Below are 24,178 nucleotides of genomic sequence, written 5' to 3'. Positions count from 1 at the left end.
CTCAAGGGCGACCAATAGGTTCACCAGAGCTCGGCGGTTTTTAACCATAAAAAAAGCTGGACTAGATGATTTAGTCGGCGTACTGTTGCTCGTAGAACAAGGAAGACGTGACTCGAATCACACATGCCGGGCTTGATTAAGAGTCTGTAGTAGAGGATATCGAGTTGCGGATCACCTGCTAAGACAGCGACAAGTAGCCAATTGGACACCTAGCCAGAAAGACAGATCGACATGACACGCGAAGAAGCCTACGCACGCTGCCCCTCGGATTCGTACGTGGAGTTCTACGGCGGCCAGTGGCTCGTAGTCCCATTCATGCCCGTGGAACAGCCTGCCTTTTTCACGTGTCTACCCCGGCAACGAGCCACCTAGAAGGAAAGCAATACCAACGAGCCCAAGGAGCATCGATGACCGCCACGATAAACGACCTGATCGACGACTCGTTTGCGGACCTTCCAAGGCCTCAGATCTGCCTTGCCGGGGACTTAGCTGCCCCAGTTCTGACCGTCACCGTCAACGACCAGACGGTGCTTGCCATCGCCCGCCGGCTGCACGACGGGGCGTGCCTGCACGGGCACGCCTGCGAGTTGCGCGACTTCCACGCGATGGACATCTACGAGACCGATGTCAGGATCATGCTGTCCACCATGGTGCGGGCCAGTGTTGAAGCCGACGGCCCGGAAATCAGCCCCTGCCGCAGCGCACCTGAACGCCGATGGTTCCAGGGCAAGTGGTGGTGCACGGCGTGCGGCGGTGGCATCCGCTTCGGCGGCGGCACCGGCTGGGCCCACACCCACTGACCAAGTACGCTGTGGCCGCGTTGCCGGGGCTGAAGCCCTCTGTGAGAAGGTGGTGACCGCATTGCGGGCCGACACCCTGACCGGCGATCTTCCACCCGGCGAGCTGCTCGTGGAGGCCTGATCGCGCCTTCCGGCAGGAACTACCGGGTGATAGGTCTGGACGAGAAGGACCTCCGTGGCCTCATCGCCCTGCGCCAGCTGCTCGAAGTGGCAACCGCGCAGCGATGCGCCATCTTGGACCCCGAAGGTTTCCGGCCAGGCAGCTAAAGCCGCCCTGGAAGAAATGGTGGCGGTATGGGAGGAGCATGCCCCAACCTTCGCGGAATTGTTTCGCCTAACTACAGCCTTGGACGAGCCCTTGTCGCGGTCAGTGGAATGGCACCAACAGATGCTCGACATCGTCTAGGCCGGAGATCCAGGTTCCGTCGAAGCCGAAGTCCACAAGCTCGTCGTGGGGGATGCGAGGAATAGATCGTCGCCGCCCCAGCGGCAACTGCTCGAAACAACGGAACGCCTCTCAGGCGGTAGGTTGTAAAAAAGGAGAGTTCAATGAACGAGAAATTGCGTTGGGGCGTCCTGGGCAGCGCCCGTATCGTTCGCAAGACCATTCCGGCGTTGCAGGAGACGAAAAACGGTGAGGTCGTAGGTATTGCTTCCCGCACCGAGGAAAAGGCCAGGGAGTACGCCGGCAAACACGGCATCCCGCAGGCATTTGGCTCTTATGAGGCGCTGCTCGCTTCCCCCGACATCGACGCTGTCTACATTCCGCTGCCGAACGCACTGCACCTCGAGTGGATTCTAAAATCCTTGGACGCAGGCAAGCACGTCCTCTGCGAAAAGCCTCTGGCGATGAGCGCCGCCGAATGCGAGGAGATAACGCGCAAGGCGAACGAGAGCGGGCTCAAAGTCTTAGAAGGCTTCATGTACCGTTTTCACCCGCGTTTCGAGAAGCTGCAAGAGCTGCTCGCGGCCCGTGCGGTGGGCGAACTGACATTTGTCCACGTCGCTCACACGTTCGATGCAGGCGGGGACGACAACATCCGCTGGTATTCCGCGCTCGGCGGCGGCGCACTTTTCGATACGGGAGGCTACTGCGTCAACGTGAGCCGGATGGTCACGGGGCAGGAGCCGGCTGGAGTCGCGGCCTATGGCAACTACCGCGACGCCAACGACGGAGGCCGAATCGACACCAGCATCGCGGGCATGCTGCGCTTTCCCGGTGGCGCAACAGTGCTTTTTGATACCGGTGTGAACCTCGAGCGCCGCAACTTTCTGGAAATCACGGGCACCGACGGCCGGCTCTACCTCGACAGTCCTTTCAGCCTCTTGGACGAGAATTCGGTCCTGGAGGAGCATCACTTCGGGCGGGACGCGATCTATCACCAGGTCAAGGGCGCAAACCACTTCGTTCGGATGGGCGAACACTTCGCCGACAGCGTCCTAAACGGCACGCCGCTCCGCTACGATCTCACGGACGCGGCAAACAATGCGGGGGTGCTGGAAGCCCTCGACAGGGCTGCGCGCAAACAAGAGGGGGCGTCTGAACAGTGACCTATTCTGGCGCTGGCCCAGGCACTAGCATTTCGCAGGTCGAGCCCGAGATGCCCGACGGCAAAGCTGGTTCTCGGCCTTCCCGAAGGGAACAACGACTGCCTTGATCCCGTTGCCAAGTAGGCAAAAAACGCTGTCTGAGCGACGTGCTCAGACAGCGCCGCCACGAGGTTTTCAGACCGCCCTGCATTCGGGGCCGTAACCATGACTGACGAAGACCGCACCGCACGCAGAGCTGCCCTCCAATGCGAGCGTGATTCTGGCACCATGATTTCGACAGCCCCTTGGGAAACATCAACAGGCGTGGTCGAAGCCAGTGTTAAGACGCAGCCGACGTCGATCGCGGCTGAATGCGGCGGTGGCTGCCATCAAGGCCGCAGCAATCCGGCAGCGGACTGGCCTTCTGATACCGCGGACCGGGCCCCGGCCGTTACAGCGTCCGGGCACACCCGGCGGTGCCCTTGGGACTCATCCGTCAACAACACGCATAGCTCCGGGTGCTGAAGACTCAAATGGAATCGGTCCGCAAGGCATCTTGACGGCGGTCCGCCCGGGAAGACGGACCGCCTTGGAGGGCGCGCTAGACCTTTGCCACCTTTCGGTTACGCATGAGGGCAGTTACCCCGGTGGCGAGTCCCAGCAGCCCTGCGCCGAGACCGCCCCAGGCGGCTCTCGCAGCGGTGGTATCGCTTGTGGAAGCGGGGGACTGTGCAGAAGTTGCCACGGTTTCGGCGGTGGCGGCTTCGCCGTGTTCCCCGGCGGGAGCGGTGGTAACGAAGGAAGGCGCGGGGTGCTTCGGTTCTGGTTGGCCGGCCACTTCTGGTTCATCCCAGTTCACAACAGTCCCGTCGGTGTAGACCTGGGCTGCAGCCAGCGTGACGATAGTCCCTGCTTTCGGCAGCCGGCCAACAGAAATGGAGAAGGTCTGGTATTCGTGCTGGGAGATCTGGTGAGTGGCATCTGCCGTCCAGGTCACGGTTGCCGCGGCCTTGGTGACTGTTGCTCCGTTGACCGTTACGGGTTTCGGGAGGGCGGCTTCCTTGATTTCGGCCTTCCAACCGTCCATTTGCTTAACTGAAACGGACGTGAAGGGCGTCTCAATAGGCAGGGTGACTCTGATTTTGGACGTTTTAGCCGTCTCAGATTCATTTGGGACCCGGAAGGTCAGCTGGGAAAAGCCTCCTTCAGAGGTTGAGGCAGGATCTACGCCGACGTGAGCGGACGCGGCTCCAGCGCCGAGAACCACCAGGCCAGCTGACGCAGCGAGGATCGCGAAGGTTTTTTGCATATGGGGAAACAGGGTCTTCATGGTGTTGCCTTCCGCAAGCGCGCGGCCGGTACTCTGCCCGGCAAGCGCAGTTGATGAGTAAGGGAAGTATTTTCCGGGCACCCGTCTGCGAACCCCCGGCATGGGGTGATCAGGCGGCGTACCGGAGTACAGCTGCAGGTGGGCCTCGAAGACTTTGCAGGCGCAGATTGCGCCACGGGGAATGGATCAGCACCATGTCGTGGGCGAAGGTCTGGGGTCCGGCAGCAGGGATCGTAACTGAACGCACGAAGGCGACCAGGGGGCGTAGCCAAGCCAGGAGTTGCCACAGGGCGATTTCGCCCTGGCGCAGGAACCAGGCCGCGGCGAACACTGCCAGCGTGTGCCCGGCGAGCATGGCCAGCGCGTCAATCCCCAAGCCGGCGTGAGTGTCCATCCCCGCCGGAGTTGGCGGGCAGTGGAGACTGGAAAGCCGCTCGTGGTGATGGGATGCCCTGTTTCCCATTAGCGGCTGGCATTGGCCGCTTGCGGAGAGGGTATTGAAGGCCTCATGCAGTATCAGCTGACCTGTGCCGAGCAAGCCGAGCAGGGTCCAGAACGACAACTGACCCCTGGCCAACCACGCGACCGGGAGAAGCAGGAGTGCAACGAGGGACGCGGTGAAAATAGGTGCAGGAAGGTTGCCGCCGCCCAACAGATGGCCGCCGGCGGCCAGCCCGACGATCACCCCAGTGAAAATCAGGGAGCGGATCAGACGCAGCGGACCATAGCGTCGCATTAGCCCTCCCGTTCCTGAATAAATGACTGACGCTCCAGCCTGTTCCTAAGTCAGAAACTGGAGCGGGGGAAACGCGCCACTGGCGCATTACCTGGCGGTCGCTGCTCGTGGGTTAGGAATCAATGGCGGGCGACCCTGCTGGTGCGAGGCAGACACATGAAAAAGGCGGGCTGCTCAACGGGCGCAAATGGGACTACGAGCCATTGGCCGCCATAAAATTCCACATACGAATCCGAGGGACATCCTGCGTGGGCTTCTTCGCGTGTCATGTCGATCTGTCTTTCTTGCTGGTCGTGAAGCGCTCACCTGGTGCTGAATCAGGTAGGCACCGCACTTGCTGTGGGATCCCATCATGTCGAAGCCAGCGAGCAGACGTAATACTATTTACTGACGGTTTATTCCTACACTTTTGGATGGGCAAGCTTTCCTCAGAACCTCGCGGGCGGCACGCGCCATCGGTTGCTGATTGGTTCCACCAGCAGGCGTGCCCTTGCAAATGCCAGAGCCAACCAGGTCGAGCAGGGGGAATCATCGCTGGTGGTTGACTCCGGCCGGGTTCACATGCGGCGCTCCTAACCTAAATGTGAAAAAGTGTGGAGCATGGCTGCATTCATTGAGGATTATGCGTTGCTTTCGGATCTTCAAACCGGGCCTCTCATATCCCGGGATGGCAGCGTGGACTGGCTCTGTTTCCCGCGCTTTGACTCACCGTCCGTGTTTAGCCGACTTGTGGGCACCGATGAGCATGGCCGCTGGCTGTTGGCTCCCAGCGAATCAGGCGCTGCGGTGGTCGATCGGCACTACATTGACTCGACCTTTGTGCTTCAAACCATCTGGAAGACTGCCAGCGGAAGGGTCTTGGTTACCGATTTCATGCCGCTCGGGGATGGCGGTTCGTCCCTTGTCCGCCGTGTCACTGGCTTGGCCGGCAGCGTTGAAATGCACCAGGAACTTCGGATCCGGCCAGGATATTCAACGGTCTTGCCTTGGGTGAGTCGTGTCCGCGACAGCGGGCCAACGGCGGCGCCTGTTCTGTTGGCCATGGCCGGTCCGGATGCTCTCGCTCTGAGAGGACCTCATCTTCCACAAGCCCATGCACATGGACACGAGGGAAAATTCTCTATTTTCGAGGGCGAGACGGTGGATTTCGAACTAACGTGGTTCCCCTCGCACCGCCCCTTGCCAGCAGCAACTGACGTTGATGTCGCCCTTGAAGAAGCCACTGAGTATTGGAGCCGTTGGGGAAGCCACTGCCGGCAGGACGGTGCGTATGGGGAGGCGGTAAAGCGTTCGTTGTTAGTACTGCGGGCCCTGACGCATCTTGAAACAGGCGGCATTGTGGCAGCCCCCACGACGTCCCTCCCGGAGGATTTCGGTGGACCGAGGAACTGGGACTACCGATACTGCTGGTTGCGCGATGCGGCCCTGACACTGGAGTCGATGCTGACCCACGGCTATGAAACGGAGGCGCTTCAGTGGCGCAACTGGCTCCTTCGGGCACTGGCCGGCGATCCCGAGCAAATGCAGATCATGTACGGGGTCGGGGGAGAGCGGGAACTCCCTGAACGCGAGCTCAACCACCTCCCTGGTTACGCGAACTCTAAGCCTGTCCGCATTGGAAATGCGGCCGTATCGCAGTTCCAGGCCGATGTTGTCGGTGAAGTGATGGTGGCATTGGAAAGACTGCGTATGGCCGGAGGTAAAGAAGACCATTTCTCCTGGGCCCTTCAGCAGGCGCTCTTGGGATTCGTCGAGAAACACTTCGATGACAAGGACTTCGGCCTGTGGGAGATGCGCGGCGAGGCACAGTACTTCACCCACTCCCGAGTGATGATGTGGGCCGCCTTCAACAGCGGGGTACGGGCGGTGCGGATCCACGGATTACCTGGAGATGTTAAGAAGTGGGAGCATCTCCGTGACCGGTTGCGCGAAGAGATCATGCGTGAGGGATTCGACCGGAGGATTCGCTCCTTCACGCAGACTTACGGCGGAGGCCAAACAGACGCTGCGCTACTGGTCATGCCGCAGGTCGGTTTTCTCCCTTACAACGACGAGCACATGCTCGGGACAGTCGCACGGCTGGAAGAAGAACTCCTTACCGACGATGGCCTTTTGCTGCGCTACCTGACGGAGAGTGGCGTTGACGGACTGGAACCGGGTGAACATCCTTTCCTCGCGTGCTCTTTCTGGCTCGTGGAGCAGTATGCGCGTACAGGCCGACAGGTCGAGGCAAAGTTGCTTATGGACAAGCTCGTGGGACTTTCCAACGAGCTCGGCCTGCTTAGCGAAGAGTATGCACCGGACGAAAGGCGGATGGCCGGCAACTTTCCCCAAGCGTTCTCACACTTGACCCTGGTCAGGGCGGCCGATGCTATGCATGGGGTCGACCGCCTCAGTCTGGCTGTCGACTCGCTGCAGTTCAGTGGTACGGCGTCGGAGGAGCCAGGATCGGAGTAGGAACAGCTCAGGTCCCGCCGGCATTCTTGGGGTCGAAAAGGTCCTCAGAACATCCCGGTATCTGTGGCCGATCATCGGATCCGACTCAGCCCGTTTTCGAGCCTCCGTTCCGCCGGAGAGGATGTGCCGGGACGGCGTCCCGGGAGCAGGCATGACTACCGTTGGTCCCGGCGCAGGGGGTGGTCCTGGGGAACCTCAACGAGCACTATGCGTACTCCGTCGGGGTCCGCAATCCACATCTCCACCAGTCCCCATGGTTCCTGCTGCGGCTCGCGGATCACCGGTATCCCGGCCGCCAGCATCCGCTCGTGCTCGAGTTGCACATCGCGGACCTGAATCCAGATTGCCAAGGCATTCCCGGGCCGGTCGGCCGACTGTCCGCTGACCTCGAGAAAACCGTTGCCCAGGAAGAAGACCAGGCCCGGTGCATCACGGTCCCCGAACTCCCGGTAGACCGCCAGGCCCAGCGTGTCCCGGTAAAACCGCTGGCTACGCTCAAGTTCGGACGGGTGAAGCAGGATACGGCTACCGAGGACTTCCATGTTCTCCATCCTGCACGCAAGCCATGCACTTCGCCCGCCGCGCCCCGCTAAGTTCCTGGTGTCCGGTTCTAGGATTCGCCGCACTGGCGTTAGCAGACGGAACTGCGGAAACCGCCCTCACGCTGTGATTCAACCACCAACAAAAGTTAACAGTGGCGCGGTTTGGCTTGCGGGGCGCCTACATTAGTCAATGTCCCGGTAGTATTTGAGCGCCTTAGAGGAACTCGGCCCGGCCTTCCATCGCAGAGGATGCCAGCGCATGCTCGCGGCGCGGGATCCGCCCGGCCGCTTTCGCCAGCCTGCCGGCGATAACGGCGTGTTTGAAGGCTTCGCCCATGAGCGCGGGGTTCTGTGCCCGGGTTACGGCGGTCGCCAGCAGCACGGCGTCACAGCCCAGTTCCATAGCCAGGGCGGCGTCCGAGGCGGTGCCGATGCCCGCGTCCAGCACCACAGGCACAGAGGCGCGCGACACGATCAGCTCAATGTTGTGCGGGTTGAGGATTCCCAGGCCGGTCCCGATCGGAGCGCCGAGCGGCATGACGGCGGTGGCGCCGAGGTTCTCCAGACGCAACGCCAGGACGGGGTCGTCGTTGGTGTAAGCGAAGACTTTGAAGCCCCGGTTGACGAGCTGCTCGGTGGCATCCACGAGTTCCACCGCGTCGGGCAGGAGCGTGTGCTCGTCGGCAATGACTTCGAGTTTGACCCAGTCCGTCTCCAGGGCCTCGCGGGCCAGTTCCGCTGTCATGACCGCATCCCTTGCGGTGAAGCAGCCGGCGGTGTTCGGCAGGACCCGGATGTTGTTTTCCAGGAGCAGCTGGAACAGCGAACCCGTTTCGGCGGGCGAGTACCGGCGCATGGCGACCGTGGTCAGTTCCGTGCCGGAGGCCAGGAGCGCCGCACCGAGTCCGTCCAGGCTGGGCGCTCCGCCCGTGCCCATGATGAGCCGGGAGCTCAATTCCACGCCGTCGATGACCAGCCGGTCGGTGTCTGTTCCGGGTACGGCTGGAAGCGCAGTTGTTTCAGTCATGATCCTCATCCTCCCTGAACTGCCGTAACGAGTTCGACGTCATCACCCTCGGTGAGCGCCGTGCTGTGCCACTGGCTGCGGGGCACCAGCTCGGAGTTGCGCGCTACTGCCACGCCCACGCGCTGGCCATCAGCGGCCTGCCCGTTGGAGGCGAGTTCCCGGCCTATGATCTGGCTGACGAGCGTTGTCACGGAGGCTTCTGCCCCTATGGCATGGGGTTTGCCGTTCAGAGTGATGTACATGGTCATTCCTTGTTCTGGTTAAATTGAGAGGGTGTGCAGCGGCTGGGCGTGGCTCAGACGCCCGTCGGGTTGGATCAGCGGAAGGGCTCATAGGACTAATGCATTGTCCGTGGCGCCTACGGTCGGCCGTTCCAGTCCGAGGTGTCCGCGCAGCGTGTCCGTGGTGTAGCTGCTGCGGAAGAGGCCACGCCGCTGTAAAATCGGAATCACGCTGTCCACGAACTCGTCGAGCGATTCGGGCAGCAACGGTGGCATGAGGTTGAACCCGTCCGCGGCACCAGAGCGAAACCAGAGCTCAATCTCGTCGGCGATCTGCTCTGGAGTTCCGAGCATGGTGCAGTGGCCCCCGCCTGCGGCCAGCCTTCCCAGCAGTTGCCGGACTGTTGGCTTCTCCGCCTCGATGATCCGCAGGATCGTTCTGTAGCGGCCCTGCGGTCCGCTGAACCTGTCAGCCGGCGGCAGGGCGGGGGCCGGGGCATCCAGTTCCCAGGAGGTGCAATCCTGGCCGATAAACGTGCCAAGCTGGGCCAGCGACTGCGCGGTCGGGAGCAGTGCGTCCACCTCGGCCTGCCGGCGGCGGGCCTCTGCCTTGGTGGCCCCCACATAGGTGACCAGGCCGGGCATGATGGCCACTTTGTCCGGGTTTCGCCCCACGGCTGCGATACGCCTTTTCATATCGGCGTAATAGTCCTGCGCCGAGGGCAGGTCATAGGCAACGGCGTAGATCCCCTCGGCGTACCGTGAAGCCAAGACGCGGCCCTGCTCCGAGGCGCCTGCTTGGAACAGCACAGGCCGGCCTTGGGGCGGCCGGGGCACTGTCAGCGGTCCCTCCACCTGGAAATGGTTACCTACATGGTGCAACGGCTGTAGCTTATCCGGATCGCCGTAGGTGCCGGCCCGGTCCATCACCAGCGCATCATCAGCCCATGAATCCCAGAGCTGCAGCGCCACCTCAATAAATTCCGCTGCCCTGGCATACCGTTCCCCATGGGCAGGCATCGCCTCCAGCCCATGGTTGCGGGCTTCGGCGTCGAACATGGAGGTAACGACGTTCCAGCCGATGCGTCCGGCGCTGATGTGATCAAGGGACGCCAGCATCCGCGCAGCGTGGAAGGGTGTGTAAAAGGTGGTCGAGACGGTGCTGACCAGCCCAATCCTGCTGGTGGCACGGGCCATCGCCCCCAGCGCGGTCAGTGGTTCAAGGAACCACCGCGGTCCCTCGCCTGGATCGCCGGCGGAGTGACCGTCGGCGAAAAACACCGCATCGAAAAGACCCCGTTCGGCGCCTTGGGCCAACCGTTCGTAAAAGGCAATGTTCCCCAGCTGGTCCACCGGAGATTCCGGCCTACGCCAGGCGGCCCCGTGGTGGCCGCAGCCGAAGAGGAAAGCATTGAAGTGGAGCTGCCGCTGGGATGCGGCCGGTTCCGGCATGGCGGTCCGCACCTAGTTCATGACCAGGCCGCCGTCGACCACCAGATTTTGTCCAGTGACGGAGCGGGCCCAGGGGGAGGCGAAGAAAAGGATGGCGTCGGCAAATCCCGACGGAGTTGTGACCCGGCGCAGGGGTGTGGCCGCGGCGATGTAGTCGAAAACCTCCTCCGGCGTGGTGGCGCTGGCATCGGTGGTGCGCAGCAGCCCGCCGGAGACCATGTTCACCGAAACATTGTGCTGGCCCAGGTCGGCGGCCATCGTCCGCGTCAATGCCAGCAGGGCCGCCTTCGCCGCGGTGTAATCGTGGTAGGGGACAACCGGGTTCTGGAACAGGTTGGTGCCGATGTTGATGATCCGTCCGAAGCCGTGTTCCAGCATGCCAGGCAGCGCCTGCTGAATGGTGTTCAGCGCGCCGCGGACGCTGCCGGAAAACTGGGCCTCGAATTCCGGCCAGGTGATGCCGGCAGCGCCGGACCGGGCGTCGCCGTTGAAGGAGAAGTCCGCCAGGGCGTTATTGACCACGGTGGTCACCGCAGCGCCGAAATGGGCCTCGGCCCGGGTCAGCATGGCCGAGACCTGGCCAGCGTCGGTCACGTCGGCCTGCAGGGCAATAGCCTGAGCGGGGCCGTACTTTGCGGCCAGGGCCTCGCTCTCCTCGGCGCTGTTGCGGTAATTGATGACTACGCGGGCGCCCTGGTCGGCAAACGCCTGGACGATGCTGTGGCCGAGGCCACGCCCGCCGCCGGTGACCAGGACAAGCTGATTTGTGAAGTGCATAGGTCTTTACTTTCTTTCATGGGGCGAAGCAATTTGTGGCACGGTACAGGCCCTGCAGCAGCGACAGTGCGTCTTATCCGGGCCTGCCTGCGGGGACGTCCGCCTTGCTGGGAATGTGAGCTATTGCCGGTGCGGGACCGAGGGCAAGCCGCACCTTGTTGGTGAAGTTTGCCGTGGAACGGTGCTGGTCAGGCTCTGGATAAGAGGCCGGTCTCCCAGAGCCGTTCCGGCATGGCCCAGGCATGGTCAGGCGTCAGGCGAATAGTCATCCGCAACATCCCTTCGCTAGTACGAACTAGATCAGGTTCAACGGGTGTTATCTCAGCCCCGAGCAGGGCACCCCGTGTCACTGGAACAAACCCTACTCCTAACCGTGGGGCCAGAATCAAGGAATCCGCAATGCGTCATTAAATCCTCAACCGACATCGGCAAAGGGCCCCACCGTGGAACTGGGACGAACGCTAGGGGCTTTGCATTCAGCCAGCGTCGGGGCCGTGCGTGCCACGACCTATCACAAAGGGTTGTTTAAACCATCCCGAATTAGCGTTTCACCTATCCGCGAATGACAGGACGATGGAGGTCAGGCCCCACCTCTGAAGGAGGAGAAGTGAATTTGACTGGCATGACCGAACCCGCCTCGGACGTAACCGGGGAAGCCATCGTCAGCAACGTCTCCCTTGTCCTGAGAAGGATTGCCGATACCCCCGCCGGCATCGGCGAAGAGCATCTGGCAGCCCTGTCCAGGCTGCTGGTGCGGGCAATCGGATGTTCGACACTGGTGCCGGCAGCAGTGCCCGGGGTCTCATCGGGCCAAAACAGCAAGGCGGCACAGCCTGAGCAGGGACCCGTCGAATTCCTGAAGTCTTTCAGGAGCTGAAAATTCAAACAGACCTGACCCTTTTGGAAGGCAGCCCGATGCTACACACCTCAGATTCTTACCTTGATACATGGATGGGCCGGGAGGCCCTCGCCGAGGCCATGATTCCGGTGATCGGCCGGCTGTACCGCGAAAGCAACTTGGTGACCACCATTCATGGCCGGAGCCTGATCAACAACTCCACGATGGATATCCTCAAGGCGCACCGCTTTGCGCGCCGGATCAGTAAGGATGAACTGCTCTTGGAGGAGACTGCCCCGTTGCTGAACATCTTGGCGCAGCTGCAGCTCGGCTCGGCCTCGATCGACATCGCGCGCCTGAACCAGAAATTTAAGGAAGAGGGCAACGGCGCCACCTTGGAGGACTTCCTCCGCGCGGAACTCGTCGAGATCGTGGGCAAGCGCGGCGGCGATAACCGCTCCAACACGGACGTGGTGCTCTACGGCTTCGGCCGGATCGGCCGGCTCCTGGCACGCCTCCTGATCGAAAAGGCCGGCGGCGGGCATGGCCTGCGGCTGCGCGCCATCGTGGTCCGCCGCGGATCCGAGAACGACCTTACAAAGCGTGCCAGCCTCCTGCGCCGCGACTCCGTTCACGGTCCCTTCAAGGGCACCATCCGGATCAACGAGGAAGCCAACACCATCACTGCCAACGGCGTCCAGATCCAGGTCATCTACTCGGACAACCCCGCCACGATCGACTACACCCTGTACGGCATCAATAATGCACTGGTGGTGGACAACACCGGCCACTGGCGTGACGCTGCTGGCCTGTCCCAGCACCTGCAGAGCAAGGGCGTTGCACGGGTACTGTTGACCGCCCCGGGCAAGGGTGAGCTGAAAAACGTCGTCCACGGTATCAACCATGGCACCATCGAGGACACGGACCGGATCGTGTCCGCAGCGTCCTGCACCACGAACGCCATCACTCCGGTCCTGAAGGCCATCAATGACAGGTTCGGCGTGGTTCACGGCCACGTGGAAACCGTCCATTCGTTCACCAACGACCAGAACCTGATTGACAACTTCCACCCGGGCGACCGCCGCGGCCGTGCTGCCGCGCTGAACATGGTCATCACCGAAACCGGTGCCGCCAAGGCCGTAGCCAAGGCACTGCCCGAGCTGTTGGGCAAGCTCACCGGCAGCTCTATCCGCGTTCCCACGCCGGACGTTTCCCTGGCCATCCTGAACCTGAGCCTGGAAAACGGCACTACCAAGGACGAAGTCAACAACTTCCTTCGCGAGATGTCGCTGCACTCGGACCTGCGCAGGCAGATCGATTACATGGACTCGCCCGAGGTGGTCTCCACCGACTTCGTCGGTTCCCGCCGTGCGGGCATCGTTGACGGCCTCGCCACCATCTCCAACGACAGGAACCTGGTCCTCTACGTCTGGTACGACAACGAGTTCGGTTACAGCTGCCAGGTGGTCCGCGTCATGGAAGAGATGGCTGGCGTGAAGCGGCCGTCCTTCCCCGCCACGGATGTCGTAGAGGAGGCCATGTCCGTGCTGGCCGCCCTGGGATAAATTCAACCGCTGCTCAACCAAGCGGTATCACTACAGCCCGCCGGAGACGATACCGGCGAGTACAGCAGAAAGGTAAAACCAATGAGCAAAACCTTCCAGCCCACCGAGCTCTTCGAGGGAAAACTCGACGAAGCCCCGCTGGGCCCTCCCTTGGCCGAGGTGCTGGGCGATGAGATTCCAACGAGAATTTCCATTCCCTTCACCAGCGACGACTCCCGCATCCTCTCAGGGGTCTGGGAGGCCGAACCCGGCCTCTCGCGCTGGGAGTTTTTGGAGCGTGGTGAGGTGATTCACGTCCTTGAAGGGCGCATGGTGGTCACTGAGGATGGCGGTGAACCCGTCACTCTGGAGGCCGGAACGGCCGGCTTCTTTCCCATCGGATGGCGGGGGACCTGGGAGATCCAGGAGCGGATCCGAAAGTTCTTTGTGATATTCACGTCCTGATTACCAGAGGTCTCTGCCGTGTCAGACCCGGGGGTGCACGCCGGGTCTGACACGGCTGATCAGGAATGGACGTTCCTGGTGCGGGCCGTGAAGCAGTCGGTTCAAACTCCGAGGGCGAAGGTTATGTAAAGCTGGCTTGTCTTGAGGAGTCAGCTTTACATAACCTCCGTTATCGGCATACGAGAATCGGCGGGGGAGCGGCCGCGCTAAGGGGCTGTGCAGAGAACAGAATTAGGAGAGCAATGAGCGCTAAATCGACGACCCAGTCAGGTGCCCCGGTCACGTCCGATGCCCACTCGAAGTCTGTGGGTGCTGACGGCGCGATCATCCTCACGGACCACTACCTGGTGGAGAAGCTTGCGCAGTTCAACCGTGAGCGGGTTCCGGAGCGTGTGGTGCACGCCAAGGGCGGCGGCGCGTTCGGTACGTTCAAGACCACCGAGGACGTCTCGGCGTACACCAAGGCCGCGTTCCTGCAGCCCGGTGTGGAGACCGAGATGCTGATCCGTTTCTCCTCCGTTGCCGGTGAGAACGGCTCCCCGGACACCTGGCGGGACCCGCGCGGGTTCGCGGTGAAGTTCTACACCTCCGAGGGCAACTACGACCTCGTGGGCAACAACACCCCGGTGTTCTTCATCCGTGACGGGATCAAGTTCCCGGACTTCATCCACTCCCAGAAGCGCCTGCCGGGCACGCACCTGCGTGACGCGGACATGCAGTGGGACTTCTGGACTCTGTCTCCGGAGTCCGCGCACCAGGTGACCTGGCTGATGGGTGACCGCGGCCTGCCGGCGTCCTGGCGGGAAATGCAGGGCTACGGCTCGCACACCTTCCAGTGGATTAACGCCGAGGGCGAGCGGTTCTGGGTGAAGTACCACTTCAAGTCCAACCAGGGCGTGAAAAGCATGACATCCGAGGAAGCCGAGGCCCTGGCCGGTTCGGATGCGGACTTCTACATCCGGGACCTGCACGAGAACATCGAAGCCGGCAACCTGCCCTCCTGGGACCTGCACGTGCAGGTCATGCCGTACGAGGACGCCAAGACCTACCGGTTCAACCCCTTTGACCTGACCAAGGTCTGGCCGCACGCGGACTACCCGCTGATCAAGGTCGGCACCATGGAACTGAACCGGAACCCGGAGAACTACTTCGCGCAGATCGAACAGGTTACCTTCGCGCCGTCGAACTTCGTGCCCGGCATCGCCGCGTCCCCGGACAAGATGCTCCAGGCCCGGATCTTCTCCTACGCCGACGCGCACCGCTACCGCGTGGGCACCAACCACGCCCAGATCCCGGTCAACCAGCCCAAGAGCCAGGTCAACAACTACAGCCAGGACGGCGCCGGACGCTACCTGTTCAACGCCCCGTCCGTTCCGGTCTACGCCCCGAACACCCTCGGCGGCCCGGCCGCCGTCGAGCCGCAGAACCCGGCCGGCGGGTGGGAGAACGACGGCGAGCTGACCCATGCGGCGCACTCCCTGCACGCCGAGGACGGCGACTTCGTCCAGGCCGGCACCCTCTACCGCGAGGTCTACGACGACGCCGCGAAGGCCCGCCTGCTGGACACCATCACCGGCGCCGTGGGCGGCGTGAAGAGCCCCGGCATCAAGGAACGCGCCATCCAGTACTGGACCAACGTCGACGCCGACCTCGGAGCCAAGCTCCGCGCCAACCTCGGCGCAGCCACCCTCTCCGAGGCAGAAGCAGCCAACAAAATCGGCTAAGCGTCAAAATCCAACCCATATTCCTTCAGGTGAGCTCAGCGCGGCGCTCTGCCTGTAAACCTTCTCCCAGGATTTGAGCGAAACATGAAAATTGGAATCCTCACCAGCGGTGGCGATTGCCCCGGATTGAACGCCGTCATTCGCGGCGCCGTACTTAAAGGCATTGCCGTCCACGGCCATGAGTTCGTCGGATTCCGCGACGGCTGGCGCGGTGTGGTGGAGGGTGACGTCATCGATATTCCCCGCATCATGGTCCGGGGTATCGCCAAGCAGGGCGGCACGATCTTGGGAACTTCCCGCACCAACCCCTTTGAAAACGGCGGCGGCCCCGAGGTCATCAAGGCGCACATGGACCGGTTGGGTATCGACGCGGTCATCGCGATCGGCGGTGAGGGAACCTTGGCCGCGGCCAAGCGCCTGACCGACGCCGGGTTGAAGATCGTGGGTGTCCCGAAGACGGTGGACAACGACCTTGACGCTACGGATTACACGTTCGGGTTCGACACCGCGGTGCAGATCGCAACGGAAGCGATCGACCGGCTGCGCACCACCGGCGAATCGCACCACCGCTGCGTTATCGCCGAGGTGATGGGCCGGCACGTGGGTTGGATCGCGCTGCACGCCGGCATGGCTGCCGGTGCTCACGCCATCCTCATACCAGAGCAAAAGGTCAGCATTGAGCAGATCACCCAGTGGGTGAAGGAAGCCCACACGCGCGGGCGTGCACCGCTGGTCGTGGTGGCTGAAGGCTTTGTTCCGGAGCACATGGACTCCCCGCACTCCGAGCGGGGGCTGGATGCCTTTGGCCGGCCCCGACTCGGCGGGATCGCGGACCAGCTGGCCCCGGAGCTGGAAGCCCGGACCGGCATCGAGACGCGTGCCACGATCCTGGGGCACATCCAGCGCGGCGGCGTTCCGTCAGCCTTCGACCGTGTCTTGGCCACCCGGCTGGGCATGGCAGCCATCGACTCGGTGGTGGAAGGCTTCTGGGGCACCATGGTGGCGCTCAAAGGCACGGACATCGAACGCGTGGGCTTTCAGGAGGCACTGGGCAAGCTGAAGGTTGTTCCGCAGAAGCGCTACGACGAGGCCGCGGTCCTGTTCGGCTAAGCTCCCTGCCTGCTCCAGGCCTCAGTACCTGGAGCAGCGAGGGTATTTGAGGCTTAGTTGCCTGCTGCCCCGTTTACGGTGGTATCGCCGCCGGGATGTAGGTGTTGAGAGGCGGAAGGCCAATCCCGAGCTGCCGCCAACTTGGCGACGAGAAGAAGCTGACCCCGCGACTGAGACAGTGTTGGGCGAATGCTCACGCTCGGCAAGGACGGCCTAGAGCAGCGAGGACGTCCGGCGCTTTTCCACAGGGTCCAATGAGGTCTAGGTCAAGCCCCGGTGGTAGCGGTTGGGCGTGACGGGAGCATCCACGGCCTGATTGTGCCTCGTGCCAACGTTTCGGAGCCCTCCGGCCTCCTAGTCCATGGCTTCAACTGTTGTACGACCTGGCCATCTTCCTCCGGTAGTTCCTTCCTGGGATGACCTGTGGATCTATTCAGCCGTCGCGAACACGATCTCCGGTGCAGCGTCCGGTGTCGTGTCCGGGTGAGCTGCCCACCAGGCGGCACACGCAGCGCGCCAGCTGTCAAGGTCGTCTTCACGGCCGCTGATGCTCACCGTCGATCCCGACACCCGGGCCACCGCGGCGCCACAGGAGTAGGCTCCGTCGTGGGCCGTGATCGCCGGGTACTCCTCGTAGAGTTCGCCCAGGGAACGGATCAAGTAGCTTGGACGCTCGTCCAATCGCGCAGCCAAGGCCGTTCGGACCGAGTCCACCCCCGTGAGGACGAGGACCGTGGCCATGCCTGCGCGATTCCCGCCCAAGATGTCGGTGTCCAGCCGGTCGCCGACAACGAGGGCGCGCTTGACGCCGGAGTGGCGCGCCGCCGTCTCGAAGAGGGCTGCTTCTGGTTTCCCTGCCACCAGGGGCGATTTGCCGGTGGCCGCTGCAACCGCGGCCACCAGTGATCCGTTGCCGGGAGCGAACCCCCGCTCCTGCGGAAGGGTCATGTCCATGTTCGTGGCCACCCAGGTAGCGCCCGCTGTGATCGCGTAGGCTGCCTCTGCCAGGTCCTTCCAGCCGAGGGCGGGGGAAAACCCCTGAATGACAGCGTCTGGCCGATCATCCGCAGTGGGCACGACGACGAGTCCTTGCGCCCTGACGGAGTCTGCGAGGATCTCACTGCCGACAACCAGTACCGACGCCCCGGCGGCCACCTCGCGAGCCAGGAGTTCTGCCCCGGCCAACGCGGATCCAAAGACCTGCTCAGCGGTGGCAGGTGCTCTCAATTCCCGCAGATGGCTGGCGACCTCCTCGGGTGAGCGCGACGCGTTGTTCGTCACGTATGCCAGGCTCTTGCCCTCTCCTGCGAGCTTATCGAGTGCTTCGGTGGCACCGTCGATCGCCCGCGGTCCGGTATAGACGACGCCGTCCAGGTCCGCGAGCACTCCGTCAAAGCCGTCAATCAGCCGCTTGGGAGTATCCGGCTCCAACGCGTCGGGGAGGAGGGTGGGCTGGGGGTCCAGCACGTTCTTCCGGAGATGGCCGGACATGGGTTAGAGCTTCTTTCCTGCTGAGCCGAGCGATACAGCAGCTTCGACGATGCGGGCGGCGAGGCCGGCTTCGGCGGAGGCGCCCCAGACGCGGGGGTCGTACGTCTTCTTGTTGCCGACTTCGCCGTCAACCTTGAGCACACCGTCGTAGTTGCGGAACATGTGATCCACAACCGGGCGGGTGAAGGCGTACTGGGTGTCGGTGTCGATGTTCATCTTGATCACGCCGTAGGACACAGCGTCCGCGATCTCCTGGTCCGAGGAACCGGAGCCGCCGTGGAACACCAGGTCAAACGGGTTGTCCTTGCCGATCTTGGCGCCGACCTGGGCCTGGATGTCCTTCAGGATCTCCGGACGCAGCTTCACGCCGCCCGGCTTGTACACACCGTGCACGTTGCCGAACGTCAGCGCGGTGATGTAACGGCCGTTCTCGCCGGCGCCGAGGGCCTCGATCGTGGCCAGGGCGTCCTCGACCGTGGTGTACAGCTTCTCGTTGATCTCGTGCTCGACACCGTCTTCCTCGCCACCGACCGTGCCGATTTCAACCTCGAGGATGATCTTGGCGGCAGCCGCCCGTGCCAGCAGGTCGCGGCCGATACGCAGGTTCTCGTCCAGGGTCTCAGCGGAGCCATCCCACATGTGGGAGTTGAAGATCGGGTCCTTGCCGGCCTTGACGGCTTCCTCGGACGCGGCCAGCAGCGGCAGCACGAAGCCGTCCAGCTTGTCCTTGGGGCAGTGGTCCGTGTGCAGGGCGATATTGACGTTGTAATTCTTGGCGACCTCGCGGGCAAACGCCGCGAAGCCCAGGGAACCGGCAACCATGTCCTTGGTCGAGGCGCCGGACCAGTAGGCCGCGCCGCCGGTGGAGACCTGCACGATGCCGTCGGACTCGGCCTCGGCGAAGCCGCGCAGAGCAGCGTTCAGGGTCTGGGAGGAGGTGACGTTGACCGCCGGGAACGCGAAGCCGCCCTGTTTTGCGCGGTCGATCATGTCGGCGTAGACGTCTGGGGTTGCAACGGGCATGCTGACTTCCTTTGTTTGGGGTTGGGCTTCGGTCACCCGCTCGCACTTCCGGGGGCAGCCCGCGTTCAGGGATTGTGTGCGTGCCGGCGGTCACGCGGGCACGCACGCAAGTGGGCGGGTCTCGACCCGGAGGCCCGCATTCGCTCCGGAAAACGGCAGTGCAATGGCTGCGGGATTACTCGATAATCTCGCCTGTGGTTTCGTAGGTGGTGATTTTGCCGATGCGGCGTTCGTGGCGTTGGGCGTTGGTGAATGGCTCGGTGAGGAACGCTTTGATGAGTTCGGTGGCTTCCTCGACGGTGTGCTGACGTCCTCCGACGGCGATGACGTTGGCGTTGTTGTGTTGGCGGGCCAGTTTTGCGGTGTCGAGGTTCCAGGCGAGGGCTGCACGGATGCCTTTGACTTTGTTCGCGGCGATTTGTTCGCCGTTGCCTGATCCGCCGAGCACTATTCCGAGGGCATCCACGCCGGCGGCCTGGTCGGTAACGACGGCGGTCGCGGCGTTAATGCAAAAGGCGGGGTAGTCGTCTTCTGCGTCATAGGCGGCCGGGCCGTGATCTACCATTTCGTAGCCGCTGGCCGAGAGTGCAGTGATGAGGTGGGAGCTGAGCTCCATGCCGGCGTGGTCAGTTGCGATGTGAACGCGCATGGGTGGTCCTTCAGGCTTGGTGGGACGCGGTGCTGGTGGGGCGGGGTGTTGCTGAGGCGAACGCGAGTTGGCCGTTGGTCCGCAGGGATTCGATGGCATCGGCCGGGGAGGGTTTGCCGTAGACGGCCGATCCGGCAACGAAGACGTTCGCGCCAGCCTCCGCGGCGCGAGTGATGGTTTCTTCGGTGATGCCGCCGTCGACCTGGATGGCTACGTTCACGCCGGAACCCTCGACAGCCGCACGAGCGCGGCGGATCTTGGGCAGCATGACGTCCAGGAACGCCTGGCCGCCGAAGCCCGGCTCGACCGTCATGATCAACAGCATGTCCAGTTCGGAGAGCATGTCCAGGTAGGGTTCCACCGGCGTGGCCGGGCGCAGCGCCATGCCTGCCTTGGATCCGCGGGCGCGCAGTTCGCGGGCGAGTTTTATGGGGGCGTCGGACGCCTCGACGTGGAAGGTGACCGAGGCCAGGCCGGCGTCGGCGAACTGCGGCGCCCAGCGGTCGGCGTTGGCGATCATCAGGTGCGCATCCAGCGGCACGGGGCTTACCTTTTGCAGCCGTTCCACGACCGGCAAGCCGATGGTCAGGTTCGGCACGAAGTGGTTGTCCATGACATCCACATGCACGGCATCGGCGTTGCTGATCCGGGCCAATTCGGCTTCGAGGTTGACGAAGTCTGCCGAGAGGATGCTGGGGTTGATACAACAGTTCAGAGGTGCGGACATGGTGTCTGCCTTTCGGTAGCGGTCCGAGCCGGCGGCTCGGGACTCACGGCTCGGGTCTCTCGGCCAGGGCCGGCGGCCTCACGGCGCCCGCGGCCAGTTGGTGCAGGCAACGTTTGGTCCCGGTAACGGGGCGTGGAGACCCCAAAGGAGGGTCTCCACGCGGCCGGGACGGGCCGCGGCTGGCCCGGCGGGGTGAGGAGGTGGGGTCAGGATGCCTTGCGTGCGGCGGAGAGGGCGCCTTCGACGTCGGCCAGCAGTTCCTTCCAGCTGGCGACAAACTTGTCCAGGCCTTCAGATTCCAGCAGGGCGACGACCTCGTCGTAGGAGACCCCGAGGTTTTCCAGCGCGTTGAGGGTGGCCTTGGACTCGGCGTAGGTGCCGGTGATGGTGTCGCCGGTGACTACGCCGTGGTCGAAGGTGGCGTCCAGGGTCTTTTCCGGCATCGTGTTCACCACATCGGCGGCGACGAGCTCGGTGACATACAGAGTGTCCGGGTAGGCCGGGTCCTTCACACCCGTGGAAGCCCACAGGGGGCGCTGCGGCCGGGCGCCGGCTTCGGCGAGGACCGCCCAGCGTTTGGTGGAAAAGAGCTCCTCGTAGACCTGATAGGCCAGGCGGGCGTTGGCGACTCCGGCCTTGCCCTTGAGCGCCACGGCTTCGGCCGTGCCGATCGCGTCCAGGCGCTTGTCGATCTCGCTGTCCACGCGGGAGACGAAGAACGAGGCCACCGAGTGGATTTTGGACAGGTCATGGCCGTTTTCCGCGGCCTGCTTGAGGCCGGTCTGGAAGGCGTTGATGACCGCACGGTAGCGCTCCAGGGAGAAGATCAAGGTCACGTTGACGCTGATGCCCTCGGCCAGGACGGCGGTGATTGCCTCGAGGCCTTCAAGCGTCGCGGGGATCTTGATCAGGACGTTGTCCTTGTCGACCTTCTTGAACAGGTGCTTTGCCTCGGCGATCGTGCCGGCAGTGTCCCAGGCCAGGCGCGGGTCGACCTCGATGGAAACGCGGCCGTCAACACCGTTGGTCGCGGCGGCGATGGGTGCGAACAGGTCGCAGGCGTCGGCTACGTCGGTGGTGGTGATCTCGAAGATCGTCTCCTCCAGGCTGGCGCCCTGTGCGGCGAGTTCGGCGACCTTTGCGTCATAGTCCGTGCCGGAGGTGATCGCGGCCTGGAAGATCGACGGATTGGTGGTCACGCCAACGACGTTCTTTTGGTCGATAAGCTTCTGCAGGCTGCCGCTGGAGAGCCGTTCGCGGGAGAGGTCGTCCAGCCAGATGGACACACCGGCGTCGGAAAGCTGTGCGGTGGGTGTTGCAGTGGTCATGGCTTGTGCTTCTTCCTTAGAAAATTTGATGACAGGTGCTGCGGCGCCGCGGGACGCCCGTGGGCCGTCCCGCGGCGCCGGCCACAGTGCAGTTGAGGGTTAGTTGCCTGCGGCGGCGAGGGAGTCCTTGGCCGCCGCGGTAACTGCTTCCGCGGTGATGCCAAACTCCTGGAACAGGCGCTTGTAGTCTGCCGATGCGCCGAAGTGCTCAAGGCTGACAGAGCGGCCAGCGTCGCCGACGAATTCCTTCCAGCCCAGGGCAAGGCCTGCTTCGACGGAGACGCGGGCCTTCACTGATGCCGGCAGGACAGCCTCCCGGTAGGCGGGGTCCTGCTTGTTGAACCACTCAACGCACGGCATGGACACCACGCGGGCGGCGATGCCCTCGGCCTGGAGTGTCTCGCGGGCCTGGACGGCGAGCTGGACCTCGGAGCCGGTAGCGATCAACAGCACTTGGGCTTGGACGGTGGCACCGTTCCTGGCCGACTCGGCCAGCACGTAGCCGCCCTTGGCCACACCGGCCGGAGACGCGAAGGTGTCACCCTCGGCCGTACCCTCGCCGCGGGCGAAGGTCGGAACGTTCTGGCGGGTCAGGACGATGCCGGCCGGGTTCTCGTGATTCTCCAGGATGGTCTTCCACGCGATGCCAACCTCGTTGGCATCGGCAGGGCGGACGATGTCCAGGCCCGGGATCGCCCGCAGGGTGGAGAGCTGTTCCACCGGCTGGTGCGTGGGACCGTCCTCGCCCAGGCCAATGGAGTCGTGCGACCACACGTAGATGGACGGGACGCCCATGAGGGCGCCGAGGCGGATGGCCGGCTTCTGGTAGTCACTGAAGATCAGGAACGTGCCGGAGAACGCGCGGGTCCGGCCGTGCAGCGAGATACCGTTGACGATCGAGGCGGCGGCGTGCTCGCGGATGCCGAAGTGCAGGACCCGGCCATACGGGTTACCCTTCCACGCTTCAGTGGAGCGGGAGGCCGGGATGAACGACGGCGATCCTTCGATCGTGGTGTTGTTGGACTCGGCAAGGTCAGCAGAGCCGCCCCAGAGTTCGGGCATGATCGGGCCGATCGCGTTCAGGACCTTGCCGGAAGCGGCGCGGGTGGAGACGTCCTTGCCGGCTTCGAAGACCGGCAGGGCGGCGTCGAGCCCGGCGGGCAGCTCGCGGGCTTCGACGCGCTCCAGCAGGGCCGCAGCCTCGGGGTTGGCTGCCTGCCAGGCGCTGAAGGATTCTTCCCATTCCTTGCGTGCGGACGCGCCGCGATCCACGACTTGGCGGGCGTGCGCCAGGACGTCCTGGTCTACCTCGAAGGACTTGGCCGGATCGAAACCCAGCACTTCCTTCACGGCTGCGACTTCGTCGCCGCCCAGGGCTGAACCGTGGATCTTGCCGGTGTTCTGCTTCTTCGGTGCGGGGTAGCCGATGATGGTGCGCAGCGAAATGATGGACGGCTTGGACGTTTCGGCCTTCGCTGCCAACAGCGCAGAATAAAGCTCCTGGACGTCTTCGACGTATGCGCCCGTCTCGGTCCAGTCCACACGCTGGGTGTGCCAGCCGTAGGACTCGTAACGCTTCAGGACATCCTCAGTAAACGCGATGTCCGTGTCGTCCTCGATGGAGATGTGGTTCTCGTCGTAAATCACCACGAGGTTGCCCAGCTCCTGGTGCCCGGCCAGGGAGGAAGCCTCGGACGTCACGCCCTCCTGGATGTCGCCGTCGGAAGCAATGACCCAGATTGTGTGGTCGAACGGGCTGGTGCCGGGGGCAGCGTCGGCGTCGAACAGGCCGCGCATCCGGCGCTGCGAGTAGGCGAAGCCCACCGAGGAGGCAAGGCCCTGGCCCAGCGGGCCGGTGGTGATTTCCACGCCCGCGGTGTGCTTGTATTCGGGGTGGCCCGGGGTCAGTGAACCCCACGTGCGCAGAGCCTGCAGGTCGTCCAGTTCCAGGCCGTAGCCGGAGAGGAACAGCTGGATGTACAGCGTCAGCGAAGAGTGGCCCGGTGACAGGATGAACCGGTCACGTCCGATCCAGTCGGCGTCGCGCGGGTCGTGGCGCATCAGCTTCTGGAAGAGAAGGTACGCGGCAGGGGCCAGGCTCATCGCCGTGCCGGGGTGACCGTTGCCGACCTTCTCCACGGCGTCGGCTGCCAAGACCCGGGCTGTCTCCACTGCGCGCTGGTCCTCAGACGTCCAAATAAGAGTTTCTGCTTCAGGTTTTGTACGCGTTGCATTTGCTGTCGGATTCACGGAAATCCCCTTCGATTGCGGTCAGTGGCCTGGAATGGCTTGCCGATGCTTGCCGGTTCAGATCCATCCTCCCGAAATAAACGGCTGGGAGTAATCCTGTTTTCTGACAGTTTTTACTATACTTAAGGATTGTGCGGAGGTTTTTCCGCCAACAAGG

Annotated in this window: 21 protein-coding genes and 1 riboswitch; of the genes, 8 read left to right on the top strand and 13 right to left on the bottom strand. The window is 63.3% G+C overall.

The features are described from left to right. Positions 1-407: 407 nt before the first annotated feature. Positions 408-800 carry a hypothetical protein gene (locus AC6CH3_RS09100; RefSeq protein WP_498132125.1) on the top strand — a complete coding sequence of 131 codons (393 nt, stop codon included), beginning with the start codon at positions 408-410 and terminating at the stop codon, positions 798-800. A gap of 549 nt (positions 801-1,349) precedes the next feature. After that, complete coding sequence (locus tag AC6CH3_RS09095) at positions 1,350-2,351, top strand: Gfo/Idh/MocA family protein (RefSeq protein WP_498132124.1); 1,002 nt, start codon at positions 1,350-1,352, stop codon at positions 2,349-2,351. A 580-nt stretch (positions 2,352-2,931) separates the two neighbouring features. Here AC6CH3_RS09095 and AC6CH3_RS09090 read toward each other — a convergent pair. Continuing rightward, the gene (locus tag AC6CH3_RS09090) at positions 2,932-3,639 is read right to left on the bottom strand and encodes a YcnI family copper-binding membrane protein (RefSeq protein ID WP_498132276.1); all 708 of its coding nucleotides are present in this window, start codon (positions 3,637-3,639) and stop codon (positions 2,932-2,934) included. Between the two features lie 130 nt (positions 3,640-3,769). Then, positions 3,770-4,396 (bottom strand): hypothetical protein, encoded by a 627-nt coding sequence (locus AC6CH3_RS09085; RefSeq protein ID WP_498132123.1) that lies wholly within the window; start codon positions 4,394-4,396, stop codon positions 3,770-3,772. 600 nt (positions 4,397-4,996) lie between these two features. Here AC6CH3_RS09085 and AC6CH3_RS09080 point away from each other — a divergent pair. After that, positions 4,997-6,853: a glycoside hydrolase family 15 protein gene (locus AC6CH3_RS09080; protein ID WP_498132122.1), complete on the top strand. Its 1,857-nt coding sequence runs from the start codon at positions 4,997-4,999 to the stop codon at positions 6,851-6,853. Between the two features lie 155 nt (positions 6,854-7,008). Here AC6CH3_RS09080 and AC6CH3_RS09075 read toward each other — a convergent pair whose 3' ends face one another. The 5 genes from AC6CH3_RS09075 to AC6CH3_RS09055 all read right to left on the bottom strand — a co-directional run bounded on the left by AC6CH3_RS09075 (position 7,009) and on the right by AC6CH3_RS09055 (position 10,872). Beyond that, the gene (locus AC6CH3_RS09075; RefSeq protein WP_498132121.1) at positions 7,009-7,395 is read right to left on the bottom strand and encodes a VOC family protein; all 387 of its coding nucleotides are present in this window, start codon (positions 7,393-7,395) and stop codon (positions 7,009-7,011) included. Positions 7,396-7,609: 214 nt separating this feature from the next. Next, positions 7,610-8,422, bottom strand: a complete 813-nt coding sequence (locus AC6CH3_RS09070) for a thiazole synthase (RefSeq protein WP_498132120.1) — start codon at positions 8,420-8,422, stop codon at positions 7,610-7,612. 5 nt (positions 8,423-8,427) lie between these two features. Continuing rightward, positions 8,428-8,664, bottom strand: coding sequence for a sulfur carrier protein ThiS (thiS, locus tag AC6CH3_RS09065; RefSeq protein WP_498132119.1), 237 nt, complete (start codon positions 8,662-8,664; stop codon positions 8,428-8,430). 87 nt (positions 8,665-8,751) lie between these two features. Continuing rightward, positions 8,752-10,095 (bottom strand): LLM class flavin-dependent oxidoreductase, encoded by a 1,344-nt coding sequence (locus AC6CH3_RS09060; RefSeq protein WP_498132118.1) that lies wholly within the window; start codon positions 10,093-10,095, stop codon positions 8,752-8,754. A 12-nt stretch (positions 10,096-10,107) separates the two neighbouring features. After that, positions 10,108-10,872: a 3-oxoacyl-ACP reductase gene (locus AC6CH3_RS09055; protein WP_498132117.1), complete on the bottom strand. Its 765-nt coding sequence runs from the start codon at positions 10,870-10,872 to the stop codon at positions 10,108-10,110. Between the two features lie 260 nt (positions 10,873-11,132). Beyond that, positions 11,133-11,226, bottom strand: a riboswitch (TPP riboswitch). A 253-nt stretch (positions 11,227-11,479) separates the two neighbouring features. On the opposite strand from AC6CH3_RS09055, the gene AC6CH3_RS09050 reads away from it, so the two are divergent. The 5 genes from AC6CH3_RS09050 (at position 11,480) to AC6CH3_RS09030 (ending at position 16,553) form a co-directional block, all read left to right on the top strand. Continuing rightward, on the top strand, positions 11,480-11,749 hold the full coding sequence (locus AC6CH3_RS09050; protein WP_498132116.1) for a hypothetical protein: 270 nt from the start codon (positions 11,480-11,482) through the stop codon (positions 11,747-11,749). Between the two features lie 38 nt (positions 11,750-11,787). Beyond that, the gene (locus AC6CH3_RS09045) at positions 11,788-13,275 is read left to right on the top strand and encodes a glyceraldehyde-3-phosphate dehydrogenase (protein WP_498132115.1); all 1,488 of its coding nucleotides are present in this window, start codon (positions 11,788-11,790) and stop codon (positions 13,273-13,275) included. Positions 13,276-13,356: 81 nt separating this feature from the next. Further along, positions 13,357-13,719, top strand: a complete 363-nt coding sequence (locus AC6CH3_RS09040; RefSeq protein ID WP_498132114.1) for a cupin domain-containing protein — start codon at positions 13,357-13,359, stop codon at positions 13,717-13,719. Between the two features lie 242 nt (positions 13,720-13,961). Next, entirely contained in the window at positions 13,962-15,443 is a 1,482-nt protein-coding gene (locus AC6CH3_RS09035) for a catalase (protein ID WP_498132113.1), read from the top strand. An 84-nt stretch (positions 15,444-15,527) separates the two neighbouring features. Then, the gene (locus tag AC6CH3_RS09030) at positions 15,528-16,553 is read left to right on the top strand and encodes an ATP-dependent 6-phosphofructokinase (RefSeq protein ID WP_498132112.1); all 1,026 of its coding nucleotides are present in this window, start codon (positions 15,528-15,530) and stop codon (positions 16,551-16,553) included. Between the two features lie 429 nt (positions 16,554-16,982). On the opposite strand, the gene AC6CH3_RS09025 is transcribed toward AC6CH3_RS09030, so the two are convergent. The 6 genes from AC6CH3_RS09025 to tkt form a co-directional block, all read right to left on the bottom strand. Further along, on the bottom strand, positions 16,983-18,044 hold the full coding sequence (locus AC6CH3_RS09025; RefSeq protein WP_498132111.1) for an HAD-IIA family hydrolase: 1,062 nt from the start codon (positions 18,042-18,044) through the stop codon (positions 16,983-16,985). A gap of 3 nt (positions 18,045-18,047) precedes the next feature. Then, positions 18,048-19,067, bottom strand: a complete 1,020-nt coding sequence (gene fbaA, locus AC6CH3_RS09020) for a class II fructose-bisphosphate aldolase (protein ID WP_498132110.1) — start codon at positions 19,065-19,067, stop codon at positions 18,048-18,050. 175 nt (positions 19,068-19,242) lie between these two features. Continuing rightward, positions 19,243-19,716, bottom strand: a complete 474-nt coding sequence (locus tag AC6CH3_RS09015; protein WP_498132109.1) for a ribose-5-phosphate isomerase — start codon at positions 19,714-19,716, stop codon at positions 19,243-19,245. 10 nt (positions 19,717-19,726) lie between these two features. Next, the gene (rpe, locus tag AC6CH3_RS09010) at positions 19,727-20,443 is read right to left on the bottom strand and encodes a ribulose-phosphate 3-epimerase (protein WP_498132108.1); all 717 of its coding nucleotides are present in this window, start codon (positions 20,441-20,443) and stop codon (positions 19,727-19,729) included. 206 nt (positions 20,444-20,649) lie between these two features. After that, a complete protein-coding gene (tal, locus tag AC6CH3_RS09005; RefSeq protein ID WP_498132107.1) occupies positions 20,650-21,771 on the bottom strand; it encodes a transaldolase in 1,122 nt (373 codons plus the stop codon). Between the two features lie 99 nt (positions 21,772-21,870). Beyond that, the gene (tkt, locus tag AC6CH3_RS09000; RefSeq protein WP_498132106.1) at positions 21,871-24,021 is read right to left on the bottom strand and encodes a transketolase; all 2,151 of its coding nucleotides are present in this window, start codon (positions 24,019-24,021) and stop codon (positions 21,871-21,873) included. Between the last annotated feature and the right edge of the window lie 157 nt (positions 24,022-24,178).

It is taken from the genome of Arthrobacter sp. GQ119 (assembly GCF_059759125.1).
This window is presented reverse-complemented; position numbering and strand designations above follow the sequence as displayed.

Excerpts from the sequence above, each read along its gene's own strand:
- rpe (WP_498132108.1), bottom strand. The coding sequence starts at position 20,443 with ATGTCCGCACCTCTGAACTGTTGTATCAACCCCAGCATCCTCTCGGCA.
- AC6CH3_RS09045 (WP_498132115.1), top strand. The coding sequence starts at position 11,788 with ATGCTACACACCTCAGATTCTTACCTTGATACATGGATGGGCCGGGAG.
- AC6CH3_RS09015 (WP_498132109.1), bottom strand. The coding sequence starts at position 19,716 with ATGCGCGTTCACATCGCAACTGACCACGCCGGCATGGAGCTCAGCTCC.
- AC6CH3_RS09100 (WP_498132125.1), top strand. The coding sequence starts at position 408 with ATGACCGCCACGATAAACGACCTGATCGACGACTCGTTTGCGGACCTT.
- tal (WP_498132107.1), bottom strand. The coding sequence starts at position 21,771 with ATGACCACTGCAACACCCACCGCACAGCTTTCCGACGCCGGTGTGTCC.
- AC6CH3_RS09030 (WP_498132112.1), top strand. The coding sequence starts at position 15,528 with ATGAAAATTGGAATCCTCACCAGCGGTGGCGATTGCCCCGGATTGAAC.
- fbaA (WP_498132110.1), bottom strand. The coding sequence starts at position 19,067 with ATGCCCGTTGCAACCCCAGACGTCTACGCCGACATGATCGACCGCGCA.
- AC6CH3_RS09085 (WP_498132123.1), bottom strand. The coding sequence starts at position 4,396 with ATGCGACGCTATGGTCCGCTGCGTCTGATCCGCTCCCTGATTTTCACT.
- AC6CH3_RS09075 (WP_498132121.1), bottom strand. The coding sequence starts at position 7,395 with ATGGAAGTCCTCGGTAGCCGTATCCTGCTTCACCCGTCCGAACTTGAG.
- AC6CH3_RS09095 (WP_498132124.1), top strand. The coding sequence starts at position 1,350 with ATGAACGAGAAATTGCGTTGGGGCGTCCTGGGCAGCGCCCGTATCGTT.
- AC6CH3_RS09035 (WP_498132113.1), top strand. The coding sequence starts at position 13,962 with ATGAGCGCTAAATCGACGACCCAGTCAGGTGCCCCGGTCACGTCCGAT.
- AC6CH3_RS09025 (WP_498132111.1), bottom strand. The coding sequence starts at position 18,044 with ATGTCCGGCCATCTCCGGAAGAACGTGCTGGACCCCCAGCCCACCCTC.
- AC6CH3_RS09090 (WP_498132276.1), bottom strand. The coding sequence starts at position 3,639 with ATGCAAAAAACCTTCGCGATCCTCGCTGCGTCAGCTGGCCTGGTGGTT.
- AC6CH3_RS09055 (WP_498132117.1), bottom strand. The coding sequence starts at position 10,872 with ATGCACTTCACAAATCAGCTTGTCCTGGTCACCGGCGGCGGGCGTGGC.
- AC6CH3_RS09040 (WP_498132114.1), top strand. The coding sequence starts at position 13,357 with ATGAGCAAAACCTTCCAGCCCACCGAGCTCTTCGAGGGAAAACTCGAC.
- AC6CH3_RS09060 (WP_498132118.1), bottom strand. The coding sequence starts at position 10,095 with ATGCCGGAACCGGCCGCATCCCAGCGGCAGCTCCACTTCAATGCTTTC.
- thiS (WP_498132119.1), bottom strand. The coding sequence starts at position 8,664 with ATGTACATCACTCTGAACGGCAAACCCCATGCCATAGGGGCAGAAGCC.
- AC6CH3_RS09070 (WP_498132120.1), bottom strand. The coding sequence starts at position 8,422 with ATGACTGAAACAACTGCGCTTCCAGCCGTACCCGGAACAGACACCGAC.
- AC6CH3_RS09080 (WP_498132122.1), top strand. The coding sequence starts at position 4,997 with ATGGCTGCATTCATTGAGGATTATGCGTTGCTTTCGGATCTTCAAACC.